Consider the following 15,105-nt stretch of genomic DNA (forward strand, 5'->3'; position numbering starts at 1 on the left):
TCTTATTTAGCTTTTGGAACGTATTGTCGTAAATTCAATTTTTGTCGTAAACTATCGCCAATTTCAATTGCTTTCTTAGAGAGAGTTATAATTTCTTCAACGGTCCACACGGCGGAACCGTATTTCTGAATAGAAGTGACTTGTTTCTTTTCATCGACTGCAAAGGCAATGCTTCCATCTAGACAAAGTTCTTCCGCAATGATGGGATCTACAAAAGTGACACCATCAATTTTTCCAAAAGTAATGCTTAAAGGAATTTCTTTGATTGGAAGAGGAGCATACGTGCCGTCCCATTCGGGATCTCCAGACTCACCTACTTTTGCACCAGGTAAATTTGTACTTAACAAGGCAGCAATAGCGGCAATAGCGGAAGCATCGGTTAAATTTCCAAAGTAATCCATCATATAACAATCCACAAATAGAATGTAAACATGCTCGTAAGGAACGATGCACAAAGCTTCATAATCGATACAATCCGTATGTCGAATTCCACGATCAACCACACGTGCTAACTGAATAGAATCTTCTCCAGGTCGTCCAGGTTCAAACATGGAACTCGCAATTGGAACAAATTCACTCATCACAGTACACACTCCTTTATCAGGATTATCTCCAAAAGGTCGACCAATATCATACTTTACACCGCACATGACTCGGGTTTCGCCAAGAAATACATCAGCGGAGCCTTCAGCTTTAGGGACAAAATTAGTTGTAATTTTAACTTCACGGAACTCAAACAACTCTCGCCCATCAATACGTTTTCCTTGTCGGAGTAATTTGGAAATATATTTTTTTTCTAAGGAACTAACTACTCTATGAACATCCATCTTAATTGTCATCTCCCTGTTTTGGGGCTTCAGGAGCCGGAGTTTCAGGAGCAGATGCTTCGGAAACAGGTGTTTCTGGAACTTTTTCAGATGATTCTCCTTGTTTCTCGGCAGGAACATCTACAGGTGCTTTAGGTGTAGCAGGAACTGCTTCAGAAGATGCTTCTTTAGTTTCTGGTACAGCAGAAGTATGTTTTGCAACTTCTACATTCTCGATCTTGACTTCATCAGAGATTTGCATATATTTACTCTTTAAAGCTTCTAATTGTTTTTGATAAATATCTTCGGCACCTTTCAGAATGTATTTGAACCCTAATTCCATCTCTTCTGCGGTCATCTCTCCATCAAATTGTAATAAGGAAATCGTTTTATCTTTCATTACTACCACAGCAGGAACATCAGCTTGGCCAACTTTATCTTCTTTATCTCCAAGATCTAAAATAACTTTATCTTGGGCTTTTCCAGCAGCTACTCCTACCACGAGCGATTTCATCGGAATCCCTGCATCTGCGAGTGCGAGTGAAGCAGCTGTTGTTGATGCACATCGAGTGCCCCCGTCTGCAGCTACCACTTCAATATAAATTTCAATTTGGGAATCAGGATAAGCTTCTAAGAAGAGCACAGGCTCTAGGGCTTCACGAATTACTTTTGAAATTTCATTTTCCCGGCGATTTGGAGCCGGACTTTTGCGTTCATGCACAGAGAAAGTACACATTCGATAATAAACTCGTAGGATTCCTCTGTCTGGTTTCGCCATATGGCGTGGATGAACTTCTCGGGGCCCATAGACCGCGGCGTAAATTTGATTTCCACCATGGCGAACTAATGCTGAGCCTTGGGCGTTCTTAATAACGCCGACTTCACAACTAAACGAACGAATCTCATCAAGAGCTCGTCCATCTAACCTCGACCCATCTTCTTTGAAACAAACTGGATCATGTGGTTCTTCAGTACCTTTTAAAATTGGCATTTTATTCAATACCTCGTTTTTTCTTTTCTTCAGTAATATAATATTTTATTCGATCGGTTAATCCCGATGTGTGAGCTTCCCGTTCGATTTTATGAATCGCATCAATTAATAAACGTTCATGTTCAAAAGTCTTACCTTTAATCCAAATCCTTCCATTTTGGGCGACGAATACTTTACTATGTAATAAACTTTTTAGTAAAGCAATCATACTACCTTTCTTTCCGATCACTCGGGGGATTTTGGTTGCAGGAATGCTAATTACCATCCCTGATTCGATAATTCCCAAATCTTGGCCGAGAGCGGTTAGATCTGGTTCAGAAATGCGAGAGCCTGAGAGGACTTTACAAATTATTTGATCACCCATCTTCAATTTCTGCATATCTCCTTCTTCCTTTACCCTGTAAGTTCCAGCTTGTCTGCCGCCGTAACCTCGCCCACGATTGCTCCGTTTAAAAGCATCCATAGGCTTTAAAATTCCAAGATATTTTGAGTTAATATCCATCAAGAATTTTACAGGTGTTTTTCCTATTACACGAGCGATAACTTTATCGCCCATTTGTGGATTATACAATCCATTTAAGGGCACCACATTCATATATTTACCTCGGGTTTCCTTAAATCCGACAAATAGTGAAATAATTTCACCGGCTTCAGTGCGTATTGCTCCCCGTCCAGGTATTAAACTCGGATCAGTTGACAAAGTCATTCCGGGGGTTACAATCTCACGAGAGGTAGTCGGAGTTGTGTTTTCTGGTGTTTCCATAATATTCACTTTTTTTGTTTTGCTATTAATAATTAATTTTAGTTCTTAGCGGTTTGAGGACTAGTTCTGAAGCAATTTGCTTTGCATTCGTCCATGGGTTAATTTGTTCAATTTCTCAAGCATTTCCATCTGGAGTCCTGCAGGAAGAGAGACCATCCCAACCCACGACCCATCAGTTTGCCATTCAGATTTTTTCACTTGGGCATATTTTTCAACGGTATTATACGCTTTAGCTGCATATATTGCCGGAATTTTAACCGCCATTTCAACCGATTCCATGCGAATAGGAATAATTAATTGAATTTTCTTTAAGATTGTTTCAATTTGCTCTTCCGCAGTTTTGTCTAAATCAATGGACACACGTGCTTCTTCCATAGCTTTTTCAATACGTTTGGGAGGATGTGGTTTTTTGCTTTGTGGATTCACACAATTCCGAGCAAGGATAGTTATAATTTGTTTTTTCTTTTTCTCTACCCATTTCTGACGTTGTGCTTGGGTCCACAAAAATTCCCCATCCAAAACAAATTCCGCTGCGACTTCGCGTTCATTCGTTGTCTCAAATGCTTCTTGCAAATCTTCTGAAGTACATCGATCGGCTTTTTTTACATTTGTGAAGATATCATAAGTGGGAAAAATATTTGTTAGATCCAGATCAGGGTGATGTAAAAGATCCTCCCGAGTGAGAGCCTGATCTTGATTTTCTTTTTTGCGGTATTCGGCTAAAATCTTTTTGGCTTTCCACGCTTCTTCTGGATCGCTCACCATTTCAAAATTAGTTTTGCCTTTCCGTAATTTTACAATAATATATTTCCCTAGATCAAAATTCCCCTTTGGACTACCACGGTTTTGACTCAATATTTTCCACCTTAATTTTTAGATGACAGAATTCGTTCCGTAAGATGGATATGCAAATAAGATGGTATACAAAAACGGTGAATACTCTTCATAAAGAAAAGCCATTCTTTTCGAAATCCCATGCGTTTCGAACTCGATCTCTAAACAACAATATCTATAAAGCAAAGAACTAAAAAAAGTTTCGTGAAAAAAGTTATTTACCGCAAGTGGAATGAAGAGATCAAAATGGTTTTGATTTGACATGATCGAAATTTTTATATGTTGTTTTGTCGAGATCTAGACAGAACTAGAAGGTGCTAAAATGGTAACAATATTTAACATAGAAATCGATTTACTTAGCTTGCTTCCAGGTTTATTCGCTGCAATATTGTCGATATATAACTGGTTTCAAATGCGCAAACCTGCGAATATAAAGATTGGTAGAATAGTTAATTATGGATTCATATCATCGAGTTATGAAAATGCATTATTTTTCTGTTTTCCGATGGTCTTTGAAAACATAAGCCCAAACAATGGGATCATTACAGAAATAAAAATCGGATTTCAATATGGTGGTGAAACAAAGTATATTGATACCGATGCCCGAGTACGACTTAATGAATTCAGTGGCGCATCGATGCCTCAAATGAATTATGAGAAATTTACCGATGATGGATATCGTATTCTCTTACCGACCTATCCGATCCCAGTTGAAGGTTTTTCTTCAGAAAAAGTGACGATCATCTCAACAGTGTCGTTAGAAGATAAAATATTGTTGGCGGGGCAAGAAGGGAAAATGATAGTTGAAGTGTACTTTGGGGCAAACAAAGTCAATAAAACCACTTATGACTACTTTTTGTCGCAGGAATCCCTAGAATCAGACAATATTTTGATCTGGTTAAAAATGGTGGATAAATAAAAATATCAAAAAATAGACGCAAAAATTTATCCTTTTTTCATTTTCATTTATTTTCCGAATTTCATTCCTATATCTACAAGACGTATAGTTTTAAAGTATTACAAACTTCGTGCTCGAATTTTAACTTTGGCTTAAATTTTTTCGATATTAGTAAAGATGCAAAAAGGTGATCGTGAGATGAATTTCGATGAACATATCACAAAAAGAAAATAATTTTTTGAGAAAGGGAAAAAAGAGAATATAATCGGTGAATTATTCTTCAAGCGAATCAAGAAGTGCTTGATTTTCTTCAACACTTAATAATTTCCAGAGTTTGTCTTCAGTGCTGATCATGGCAATTTCGAATCGATCTGTCTCAAAATCGCCTTCCACCACTTCTTTCAACGTGTTAATGGTCAATTTCTTCAATTCTTCTAAGGACATATCTGGATTGTATTCTTTTGAGAGATATTCGCGAGCCGCGGGTGAACCGTTGCCGATGGCGCAAGCGTGATAACCCCAAAATGCCCCTGATGGGTCGGTCAAAAACAATTTGGTCCCATTATCAGGATCGACTCCCCCTACTAAGAGAGATACACCAAAGGGACGAACTCCTGCATTTTGAGTATATAATTGCATTTGGTCACATAAGTCGCGAGTAGTTTCTAAAATGCTTACTTTTTCGTTGTAGCTCAAAACGTTCACTTGCGCATGCACCCGTGCTTGATCAACCAAAGTGCGAGCATCTGCGGTAAGTCCTGCAATAGCGACACCAACGTGATCGTCGATCTTGAATAATTTTTCGCTACCAATGTATTCCTGAAGTGGTAATCGGCGTTTTTCTACTGCAAAAATGACTCCGTCTTTGCTCTTAACTCCAATTGCTGTGGTCCCTTGTCTGACTGCTTCGATTGCGTATTCTACTTGAAATAACCGTCCGTCTGGTGAAAATATCGTTATGGCTCTGTCATAGCCCATGCCTGGTTGTGAGAAGATGTTTTTTTCAGCTCCGATTTAATGATTTTATAGAAAAACTCTATATCTATTTGTAATTTAAATTGCTTTAAATTTTTTAGTAAGATGGATCTTAGGTCATGTTCAGAAAAAAGTTATTAAAAAAAAATTCGCTGATTCTACTCTGGGATTTGATCTGAAATCATGTTTGGAGGACGAGTTTCTTTTCTAATGTAGTTAAATCCAATAATTTGTAATATAATTCCGCAGCCTACTCCAAAAATAACGAATATAATTCCCCCAACTAAATAATGTGAAGTAATAACTGCACCACCTATAAGCGTTCCAGGGATGCTAAACAATAAGATAAGTGTCGGTAAAAGGGAATATACGGAATTGCGAATTTCATTTGGCACCAAATCAAACATAACTTTAGAATAATATAGATAAACTAGCCGGTAAGGGATTCCTAAAGAAATCCCAATCAGAATTAGACCAATGAACTTGCTGATTTGAAAAGTGGGGCTTGCAGGAACAATAACAATGTATCCCAGAATAACCATCAATCCACATATTATACCGATTTCGGCTACCACAAACCCGAGTTTTGGTTTTTTGGATTTTGAAGGGAACCTTTGAAGAAAGCTAATAAGAATTATATCAATAATTAATGAAATCCAACGTAACAATCCCAAATTAGCATCGGTAATGGCATAGGATTTATAGAAAGGAATAAAAATGAGTTTAGTCCAGACTTGATTTAAGAAAGTTTCAAAAAACGCAATTCCGATGAAAATAAAAAACATGTCTCTACGCTTAAAGATAAAAGCGAGGCCGTTTCTAAATTGATCAAAATAAGCTTGAATCGAGAGATTCTTACTTTCTGGATTTTTTTTATGTTCAATTTTCCAGATCACCAAGAGCATTATTACAAAATAAAAAAACATCTCGATAAAAAATAGGAACCGGCGAGAGATATTTTGAGCAATAAGACCACTTAAGAAGCAAGTTAAGGCTGCAATTAGGATATAGACAATGTAAAGTCTTGCTTGAAACATGGTATAGATTTCGCGATTGGCATCAATCCCGCAGCTTAAATCTCGATATTTATTATCAAACCAAGAATCTAAAGCCCCTGAGAGTTGAGAATTGCCCAACCCAGAAAGTATTCCATACAGAATAAAATATAAAAAAGAAGGATTGATTACTAAAAAGACCAAGGACAGAATTTTTAGAGAAAAAGCGAGAATCAAGACCAATTTTTGACCAAGCCAGTCACCTAGCACACCAGTGGGATAGTCAAAAAGTATCTGGGTAATAATTTGAATTGAGAAGATTAAACTGACTTCCTGATAAGTCCATTGGTCTAAGAAGAAAAGCAACAAGAACGTATCTGTGCTACTATAGGCAATTGAGTATAAACACCAAATAACCAAATAGAAAAATGAAATTTGCTGAAGTGGCCGAGGAAGAGAATGAAGTGAGAAAAATCTTGCCAAAAACGATGATGTTGTAGTGTTATCTCCAGATGGTGTTTCAGAATTCATAAAAGGGTGAAATAAAAATGCCTTAATAAACTTTAAGTCAGATTACCATTACAAAAGTGCTAGATAAAATGGATGAAGCTTAAAAAACCCAGCCCGATTTGACATCGACCCGTTTGCGTTCCAATGTATTATTTTTCAATATAAAAGCAAATCCAAGAGTTTTAAATGCCTCATCGACGATGTCTTTGTTCAATGCGCACGTTTCCAAATATTGTACGTTAAGTTTTCTCGCGAGAGATTCGGCTTCTCCAGAAGAGATTTGTCGCTGTCCTTCTAAGTCTATTTTATTCCCCACCAAAATCAGGAGAGTATCTGGTTCCACAGTAATTATCTCATCATACCAATCTTGAATGTGTTCAAAAGATTCTTTGTTTGTCACATCAAATACTAAAAAACCAACGTTGGCTCCGAAATAGTACCCTTTGCGAATTTGTTTATAGATGGATTGACCACCTAAATCATAAATGGAATATTCGATGTTGCATTTCCAACGTGGATACTTCACGCCTTTGCTCATGATATTAATCCCAAGGGTGCTTTTATAGTCGCCTTCGAATTTGTCATGAATGAAATGTTCAACGAGTGTGGTTTTTCCAACACCAGAATCTCCGCCTAAAACAGCTTTGATGACATAATCCCCTTCTTCTTTCATTTCAAACCGATGAGGCCCTGAAATTAACCCATTATCATTAGATTGAAATTTAATTTTAGGAATGACGTAACTTATATTACGTCCCAGCCCAATTCGAGCAATTTTTTCAGTGCAGAGATACACATATGGGAGAAATTGAGCAGTATTTTCCTTTACAGAACTGATAAATATTGCGATGTAATCATCTCCAGCTACCGATACGATTACATTAATGGATAGGGTGTTGAAAGAAAATGTGCTATGTTCTTGACGAATATTATCAAAGAAATAATCAAACATGCGAGAATAGAAGAAGTTAGAAATATCGGCTTTAGTCATTTCCGATAAATTTTCTTGTTCAATTTGGGTAACGATTTGTTTATCTGGATCCATAAGGCCAACAAATAGCAAATTTTCGCCCAAGGTCGAAAGCATTGATTGAAATAGAAGATCTACTTTCGGAATATCCATCGCTACCATTATAATTTATTATATACGCCACCTTAATTTAAATTAATGACATTGGATGAAAAAAACTCCAAGGAAAATTTAATTCACGACATTCATGTATTACAGACGAAATTAAAACAATACATCGATATTCGTACCCCATTTAAACTAACTGAGGATCACCCAGAGAATTTTGATTTTGAGCGGTATCAAAAAATGAATCGACGATCCTTGGAATTAATCTTACAATCCTTGCAAGAACAGATCAAATTTTATGAAGAGGCAGATGCAAATCCTATTGATATTAAAAAACCGAAGAATATGCCTGTAAATGTATTTTTTGATATTTTTCTTAATTCAGGAATGGCCACTATCATTGAAAATGATCTCAGCCAAACCATTTTGATCAATCAACAAGCGTGTAATCTCTTTGGTTATTCTGCCCAAGAATTGTTATCACTTCATCCAACGGATCTACAACATATAACCCAAGAAAAATCATTAGTACCTATCTATACTGATGGTAAATTAAACCGGTTCACAACTTATGAAACCAATTTTAAACGGAAAGATGGTAGTATTTTTCCAGGGGAATTACGATTAATTCGATTAGAATATAATGTCTCAGTGTACGTAGTTGCAATGATCACTGATATTTCTAAACGAAAACGAGCAGAAGCAAAACAACAAGCCCTAATTGTAGAATTGCAAGAAGCATTATCAAAAATTCAGCAATTGCAAAAATTAGTCCCTGTATGTGGGATGTGTAAAAAAATTCGTAACGATCAAGGGTATTGGAATCAGCTTGATACTTTTGTGCAAGAAGTTGCAGATGTCTCTTTCAGCTATGAACTCTGCCCAGACTGCAAAAAAAAGAACTGGCGCTTGATTTTAAGTTATTTTGATGCGTTCTTTGGACCAATAATACTGCATTTCACACCAAAAGATGAAAAAATGGAAGAATTTCAAGACTTACCACTATTGTTAGATTACGAAAAAGAGGGCTATTTTGAAATGACTTTGGGGCAAGCTCGTATTCTAAATTTGCAATATAAACTTTCAAGTATGCAAGCTCGCGGTCAACATGAATTGATCATGATATCATTTGCCGTGTTTGATGGAAATATCAATGAAGAAATCGGAAAAGAAATTATTGAGGATATCTTAGATCGAATGCTTAAAATCGAAAATGTGGAAATTGTTTTTAACAATCAATCCCAAAAAACCCCCGAAGGTATGGCAAAATTTAAAGAAATTGAAGAAATTTTCCAAGAAGTATATAATTCCATCGAAAATAAGCTAAAAGCACATTTATATTAGGTTGTTTTGCCATGAGAAATAAACCGACGATCCAAATAATATTTTTTTCCCCAACTGGCAATACTCGAAAAATATGTGCCACGATAGCCAACGGAACTCAATTACCGCTGGCATCTCCCCCCTTTTTAAATATTTCATCAATTAATCTCCGTGACAAAAATAAGATTAACATTGCAGGAGATATTATCATTTTGGGATCACCCGTATATGTTGAAACGATGCCCAAGACGGTTTTTGAAGTTATTCAAAAACTGGAGGGACAAGGGAAGTGGATCATTCCGGTGGCCGTAAATGGCAATGTGTCTTTTGGCAGATGTTTAGAAGAATTAATTGGGTTATTGCGTAACAGAGGTTTTAAAATTCTTGCGGGAGCGAAGTTTGTAGGTCGTAATTCTCTTTCAAATGAGACCCTTCTTTTAGGAGAAAATCGCCCTGATGCAACAGATATTAAACGAGCCACCAAATTTGGCCAAAATCTCTGGAAAAAATGGCAAGAAGGCCCCGAAGAAATCACCATTAAAGGAAGTATTCCTGACTTTATTCAGGGGCATCCTGAAATTCGGGCCCGAAGAATGGTCAAAATCCCGCAAATAGATCTTATATTGTGCACCAAATGTCGTGAATGTTGGGCAGCTTGTCCGGTTGAGGCAATTGATTTTGATTGCTTCACCCAGATGGATTTTGATCTGGTAATTGACAAAGAGAAATGCATTCGATGTTTTGCATGTGTGCAAAGTTGTCCCTTTGGAGCATTAACCAAAGAATTGACTATGCCACCAGAGATGAAAGCAGATTTCGACCAATATACGGAAATTTATCAAAAACCTGAGATTTTTCTTTAATACTTCAGTTCATTGAAATTTCATTTTTCTCTAAAAACTCAAGGTGAATCTTTAATTTCTTTTTCAGCATTTGTATAACCATAATGATTACTTCAGAATTACTTGACGAAACAGTCAATCTTCTTTCAAAACTTATTCAAAATCGGTGTGTAAACCCGCCAGGAACGGAACTGGTAAATATCAAGACGATCGGGGAATATTTATCTACGAAAGGGGTTGAATATCAAATCTTTGAATCAGCTCCAAACAGAGGTAATTTATGGGCAAAACTCTCGGGAACAAGCGATGCACCTTCGATGATGTTCGGTCCTTCCCATGTAGATGTAGTGCCGATTGCCAAACCTAAAGCATGGACTGTTGACCCATTTGCAGGCGAAATAAAAGATGGTTTTGTCTGGGGCCGAGGGGCGATGGACATGCTATTCATTGTTGCCACCCAAACCGTCGCTTTTGCCCAACTGCATCAAGAGAAATTTCAACCAAAAGGAGATTTAATCCTATTCATCGTAGCCGATGAAGAAGCGGGGGGAACCTTTGGGGTGAACTGGATGCTTGAACATCACCCCGATTTATTGAAAGTTGATTTTTGTGTTTCAGAAATGGGAGGTGCAGCCTTAGATGAAGGAAAAGTTGTGTTTATGCTGGGTGAAAAAGGGGGAGCTTGGAAAAAAATTACTTTTACGGGCACTCCAGGGCATGGATCTATGCCGTATGCAAGCGATAATGCCGCAGTTAAAGCAGCCAAAGCCATATTGCGAATTCGAAAGTATGGTGACTCACAAATACCATTAACTACCGAATATTTAACGTATCTTGCTGATGGATTAGGAATGGGGAAGCTTCAAAAATTTATGATTACGACTCCCCTCTTATTGCCTATGACGCTCAAGCTTCTTAATAAAAAAGACCCTAATACTGCAAAAATTGTTCATAGTTTAAGTCGGATGACGATGTCACCCAATATGGTGTCAGGAGGAGTTAAAGCGAACGTCATTCCTGCTGAAACTTCAATTGTCGTTGATATTCGAACTTTACCAGGGCAAGATGATGTATATGTTATGAAACACTTGCAAAAGGCGTTGGGAGATCTCGCTCTAAAGGCAAGAATTGAGGCAATTTCTGAAGAAGATGGGGGAATTGCATCTAGTGGAAATGCAAGTGTGCCTCAATCTAACTTTGTATCAGCTATGCAAGAAGCTGTAAATCAAGAAATCCCTGGATCGACGTTAGTTCCCTTCCTGATGCCTGGTGTCACAGATATGCGCTATTTTCGCGACCGCGGAGCCCAATGTTATGGATTTTCACTATTAGATCCAAAAACGAGCACCAAAGATATGGCAGGATTACCTCATGGTGTAGATGAACGAATTCGGATTCGAACCGTGGAATTGACTCTCAAAGTCTACTACAATCTTGCTCAAATATTTCTAAAATAGTTTTTTTTTCTTTTGTTGCTATTTATGATTTTTCTGTGACCAAAGTAGACCATGGAACTTGTTTTACAGTCGGACGTAAAAAATGATCGTCTTCAACTACGTTAAAGGTAAGATGAGGAAATATAGAAATAGATTTTTGGCGTACAATATTTATGGATACAACTTGATCTTGTTGACCGTGATATATGGTAGTGGGAACAGATAAAGATGGAATATCCATATTTTGGGGCATATACGGAGGAATTAAGGCCGGGGCAAATAAAATGAGTTGATCTACCTTTTCAGGAAATTTACTCGCGTATTTAACAGACATCAATCCACCAAAACTGGACCCAATTAATATCCAATCATCATGCGGAGCTAAAATTGGAATTAATTGTTCCATACGTTCTTCAAGTTCTCCCGTAAAATTAGGAGTTAGAATGTGCGGAAAGATTGTTTTAAGATAGGTTCCTTTATATCCTTGACCAGAACTCTCATAACCATGAATGAAAATGATATTTTTTCGGTAAATGGGAGTTGTTTGCTTTTCCATAATTAGAGATACTCATAGCGAAACAAAAACTTTTTCAAGGAAACACTCTAGTTTTCCGTAAGATGCAAATCGAACCCATGTGTTTTGAAGACCTTGAATTTGCCTTGAAGTTAATAGATATCGAAAAATGGGGACAAGGGCGGGAGGAAGTGGAGGATTTATTTGAGTTATCCCCAGACACTATTTTTATTGCAAAAGTTGAAGGGACCCCCGTTGGAATGGCGTTTGGAGTAAAATATGATAAATATGCATTTTTAGCAGATGTAATTGTGTGTGAAGAAGAGCGCGGGAAAGGATATGGAAAAAAATTAGTCCAACATACCCTTGCTACCCTTAATCAACAGGGAATTGAAAATATTTATTTAGATGGTGTACCCAAGATCACTCCGTTATATGCTGCTGAAGGATTTAAACCTATGTGTAAATCGTTTCGACTATATGGACAAATTCCTTTTCAATCTTCAGATCGGATACGTCAAATGGAAGAATCTGATTTAGATGAAATATGTGCGATGGATTTCAAATATTTTCAAAGTGATCGTTCTTTATTGTTGATAACTCTATTTCAAAAACATCCAGATTTATGCAAAGTCTACATTGAAGAGAACCAAATCCAAGGATATATCATGGCAGCCCCCAGGGAAAATTGCATTAAAGTGGGACCATGGGTGGTCAATAATCCCAAAAAAAGCGTGAAATGCATGCTGACAAGTTTCGGTTCACCTTCAGAAACCCCCCAACTCTTTATAGGTATCTTAGAATCTCAACAACAAGCACTTCAAATTGCTACAGATTTGGGATTTGAGTCACATTATTTCTCTATCCGCATGCATCGCGGACCAAATCCAATTTCAACCCCCCATATTTTCGCCATTATGGGTCCCGATCGCGGATAAAAAATTTTCAACCAAATCTATAAAACTATTTTCCAACAATATTTATCCATGACATTTTCAATTGTTGCATATGATCCCAATACGGGAGATTTTGGGGTTGCAGTTCAGAGTAAATTTATCTGTGTTGGACCAGTTGTACCGTTTGCCCAAGCAAATGTAGGAGCAGTTGCCACTCAGGCACATTGTAATACGTCTTTTGGCCCGAGAGGATTAGAACTGATGGGTTCAGGTATGAAAGCAGATGATGCATTAAAAAAAATACTTGCTAATGATGAACTTAAGGATCATCGACAAGTAGGACTGATAGATTCCTATGGAAATGCGACAGCTTTCACTGGAAAGGAATGTTTTCATTGGGCGGGACATATTATTGGAGATCATTTTACTTGTCAAGGAAATATATTAATCAGCGCAGACACAGTCGAAGGAATGGCAAAGGCATATGAAACGACGAAGGGAGATCTTCCCACCCGATTACTCGCTGCACTTCATTCAGCGGATCAAGAAGGTCGAGGAGATGCGCGAGGTCAACAATCTGCTTCTTTACTGGTAGTTCGCGAGAAGGGGGGATATGGAGGGTTTACCGATCGATGGGTAGACATCAGGGTTGATGAACATCCACATCCAATCAAAGAATTGCATCGTATCTTTCAAATTTATGATATGACCATGCTGGAACGAGAAAATCCTGCTAGGTTACTGCCTCTTGATAAAAATCGTATTGAAAATATAATTGCTGTTCTTGAAGAATTGGGATATCTTTCATCAAATCATGGGGGACCTCGTGATAGTTGGACCACCGAATATGCTAAAGCTTTTGAAAATTGGATTGGCATTAATAATTTCGAGAATAAATGGCGAAATGATGGCAAAATTTGGCAATCCATCTATGATTATATGCTGAAGGAAAAAGGAACCCCCTTTGTGTCCTTGAAAAAAATGTCCGAAATATAAACGTAATGAAAAAACTTAGGGAAAAAAAGAGAAGAAATTATTCTTTTCGATAGGCGATGTTTCCATCAACCATAGTCAGAAGATTCTCGGCATAAAAGTTTTTTACAGGATGGGCCGACCAAACTACTAAATCGGCATCCTTTCCTTCTTCGATAGATCCGATTCGATCTCCCACACCACACATTTTAGCAGCATCTATGGTAACTGCACGTAATGCTGTTACAACAGGTAATCCATACTTAACTGCCATACATGGAAGCAGTTGAAAGTATAAGGGACGGGGCACCATATCAGATTGGATAGATATCATCACTCCTGCTTTGTGTAAAATACTGGGGGTATCAAAAGTTATGTGACGTAATTCACTTTTATGGAAACCGACAAGCGAAGGTCCCACAGAAACTGGGATGTTTTTAGAGGCAATAAAATCGGCAATTTTGTGCCCTTCCGTCCCGTGGACAATCATCAAATCTAAATTAAATTCCTCAGCCAGCCGGATCGCGGTCACTATATCATTATGTTGGTGACAGTGAATATGTATGGGAATTTCGCGTTTTAAAACCTTCAATAATAATTCTTTATCATTATCAAGATCAGGACAAGAAGGGATCTTATCTAACTCGTTTTTCTCTTCAGCATCATGTTTCTTTTTGGAATACTCTTCCCATTTCCGGCCGTAAGTTTGAGCTTCTACAAATGCTTTTCGAAAGATTGCAGCAATCCCCATTCGAGTTTTGGCTCGATTAGGAGTAAAAGTAAATTTGCAATTCTCTCCCAATGCTGCTTTCATTGCAGAAGGTGCTTTTAAGATATAATCTTCCACTTGGTTCGATTTGGCGTAGGTTTTAACGAGAGCAAATTGACCACCAATAACATTTGCCGAACCAGGACCAGTATTAATAGTGGTAACACCTCCTTTCGCACTTTCCTTAAATGCGGGCCCTTCAATATTGATTGCATCAATTACACGCAGCATAGGGGTGGTGGGAAAGGAAGCTTCATTACCATCAACACCCATTTCCCCTACAGTTCCATCAAAGATGCCTTCGTGTGTGTGACTATTCACAAAACCTGGAACAATGCATTTTCCTTGGACATCGATGACTTCAACGTCTGTTGGAATTTGATCAGAATTTGGTAAAATTTTTTCAATTTTCCCGTGGCGAATAATGATAGTGCCTGATTCAATAACTTCATCGGTTGAATTGCAAGTATAAATCTTTCCGTTTGTAAGTGCGTATGTCATTT

General features: G+C 37.6%; 14 protein-coding genes and 1 pseudogene. 6 read left to right on the top strand and 9 right to left on the bottom strand.

Features of this window, described 5'->3' with window-relative positions; genetic code table 11:
* Positions 1–2 precede the first annotated feature (2 nt).
* The 4 genes and pseudogenes from rrp42 to NEF87_RS12750 all read right to left on the bottom strand — a co-directional run bounded on the left by rrp42 (position 3) and on the right by NEF87_RS12750 (position 3,415).
* Complete coding sequence (gene rrp42, locus NEF87_RS12735) at positions 3–827, bottom strand: exosome complex protein Rrp42 (RefSeq protein WP_371801822.1); 825 nt, start codon at positions 825–827, stop codon at positions 3–5.
* Positions 828–1,044: 217 nt separating this feature from the next.
* Positions 1,045–1,797 (bottom strand): annotated as a pseudogene (locus NEF87_RS12740) (exosome complex exonuclease Rrp41); the annotation flags it as partial.
* A gap of 1 nt (position 1,798) precedes the next feature.
* Positions 1,799–2,560: an exosome complex protein Rrp4 gene (locus NEF87_RS12745; protein ID WP_371801823.1), complete on the bottom strand. Its 762-nt coding sequence runs from the start codon at positions 2,558–2,560 to the stop codon at positions 1,799–1,801.
* Between the two features lie 60 nt (positions 2,561–2,620).
* The gene (locus tag NEF87_RS12750) at positions 2,621–3,415 is read right to left on the bottom strand and encodes a ribosome assembly factor SBDS (RefSeq protein WP_457916123.1); all 795 of its coding nucleotides are present in this window, start codon (positions 3,413–3,415) and stop codon (positions 2,621–2,623) included.
* Between the two features lie 301 nt (positions 3,416–3,716).
* Here NEF87_RS12750 and NEF87_RS12755 point away from each other — a divergent pair, with 301 nt between their 5' ends.
* Positions 3,717–4,313 carry a hypothetical protein gene (locus NEF87_RS12755; protein ID WP_371801825.1) on the top strand — a complete coding sequence of 199 codons (597 nt, stop codon included), beginning with the start codon at positions 3,717–3,719 and terminating at the stop codon, positions 4,311–4,313.
* A gap of 252 nt (positions 4,314–4,565) precedes the next feature.
* On the opposite strand, the gene NEF87_RS12760 is transcribed toward NEF87_RS12755, so the two are convergent.
* The 3 genes from NEF87_RS12760 to NEF87_RS12770 all read right to left on the bottom strand — a co-directional run bounded on the left by NEF87_RS12760 (position 4,566) and on the right by NEF87_RS12770 (position 7,895).
* On the bottom strand, positions 4,566–5,270 hold the full coding sequence (locus NEF87_RS12760; RefSeq protein ID WP_371801826.1) for an archaeal proteasome endopeptidase complex subunit alpha: 705 nt from the start codon (positions 5,268–5,270) through the stop codon (positions 4,566–4,568).
* 155 nt (positions 5,271–5,425) lie between these two features.
* Positions 5,426–6,793, bottom strand: a complete 1,368-nt coding sequence (locus NEF87_RS12765; RefSeq protein ID WP_457916124.1) for an MFS transporter — start codon at positions 6,791–6,793, stop codon at positions 5,426–5,428.
* A gap of 79 nt (positions 6,794–6,872) precedes the next feature.
* Positions 6,873–7,895 carry a Rab family GTPase gene (locus NEF87_RS12770; protein ID WP_457916125.1) on the bottom strand — a complete coding sequence of 341 codons (1,023 nt, stop codon included), beginning with the start codon at positions 7,893–7,895 and terminating at the stop codon, positions 6,873–6,875.
* A gap of 45 nt (positions 7,896–7,940) precedes the next feature.
* On the opposite strand from NEF87_RS12770, the gene NEF87_RS12775 reads away from it, so the two are divergent.
* The 3 genes from NEF87_RS12775 (at position 7,941) to NEF87_RS12785 (ending at position 11,472) form a co-directional block, all read left to right on the top strand.
* Positions 7,941–9,194: a PAS domain-containing protein gene (locus NEF87_RS12775; protein WP_457916126.1), complete on the top strand. Its 1,254-nt coding sequence runs from the start codon at positions 7,941–7,943 to the stop codon at positions 9,192–9,194.
* Positions 9,195–9,205: 11 nt separating this feature from the next.
* Entirely contained in the window at positions 9,206–10,036 is an 831-nt protein-coding gene (locus NEF87_RS12780) for a 4Fe-4S binding protein (protein ID WP_457916127.1), read from the top strand.
* 83 nt (positions 10,037–10,119) lie between these two features.
* Positions 10,120–11,472, top strand: coding sequence for a M20/M25/M40 family metallo-hydrolase (locus NEF87_RS12785; protein ID WP_371801831.1), 1,353 nt, complete (start codon positions 10,120–10,122; stop codon positions 11,470–11,472).
* 22 nt (positions 11,473–11,494) lie between these two features.
* Here NEF87_RS12785 and NEF87_RS12790 read toward each other — a convergent pair whose 3' ends face one another.
* Positions 11,495–12,007 (bottom strand): alpha/beta hydrolase, encoded by a 513-nt coding sequence (locus tag NEF87_RS12790; RefSeq protein ID WP_457916128.1) that lies wholly within the window; start codon positions 12,005–12,007, stop codon positions 11,495–11,497.
* A 62-nt stretch (positions 12,008–12,069) separates the two neighbouring features.
* Here NEF87_RS12790 and NEF87_RS12795 point away from each other — a divergent pair, with 62 nt between their 5' ends.
* A complete protein-coding gene (locus NEF87_RS12795) occupies positions 12,070–12,903 on the top strand; it encodes a GNAT family N-acetyltransferase (protein WP_371801833.1) in 834 nt (277 codons plus the stop codon).
* A gap of 48 nt (positions 12,904–12,951) precedes the next feature.
* Positions 12,952–13,857: a DUF1028 domain-containing protein gene (locus NEF87_RS12800; protein ID WP_371801834.1), complete on the top strand. Its 906-nt coding sequence runs from the start codon at positions 12,952–12,954 to the stop codon at positions 13,855–13,857.
* A gap of 37 nt (positions 13,858–13,894) precedes the next feature.
* On the opposite strand, the gene NEF87_RS12805 is transcribed toward NEF87_RS12800, so the two are convergent.
* Positions 13,895–15,103 (bottom strand): amidohydrolase family protein, encoded by a 1,209-nt coding sequence (locus NEF87_RS12805; protein WP_457916129.1) that lies wholly within the window; start codon positions 15,101–15,103, stop codon positions 13,895–13,897.
* Positions 15,104–15,105: the final 2 nt, after the last annotated feature.

The organism is Candidatus Lokiarchaeum ossiferum (assembly GCA_025839675.1).
Taxonomy (GTDB): Archaea; Asgardarchaeota; Lokiarchaeia; order Sigyniarchaeales; family Promethearchaeaceae; genus Lokiarchaeum; species Lokiarchaeum ossiferum.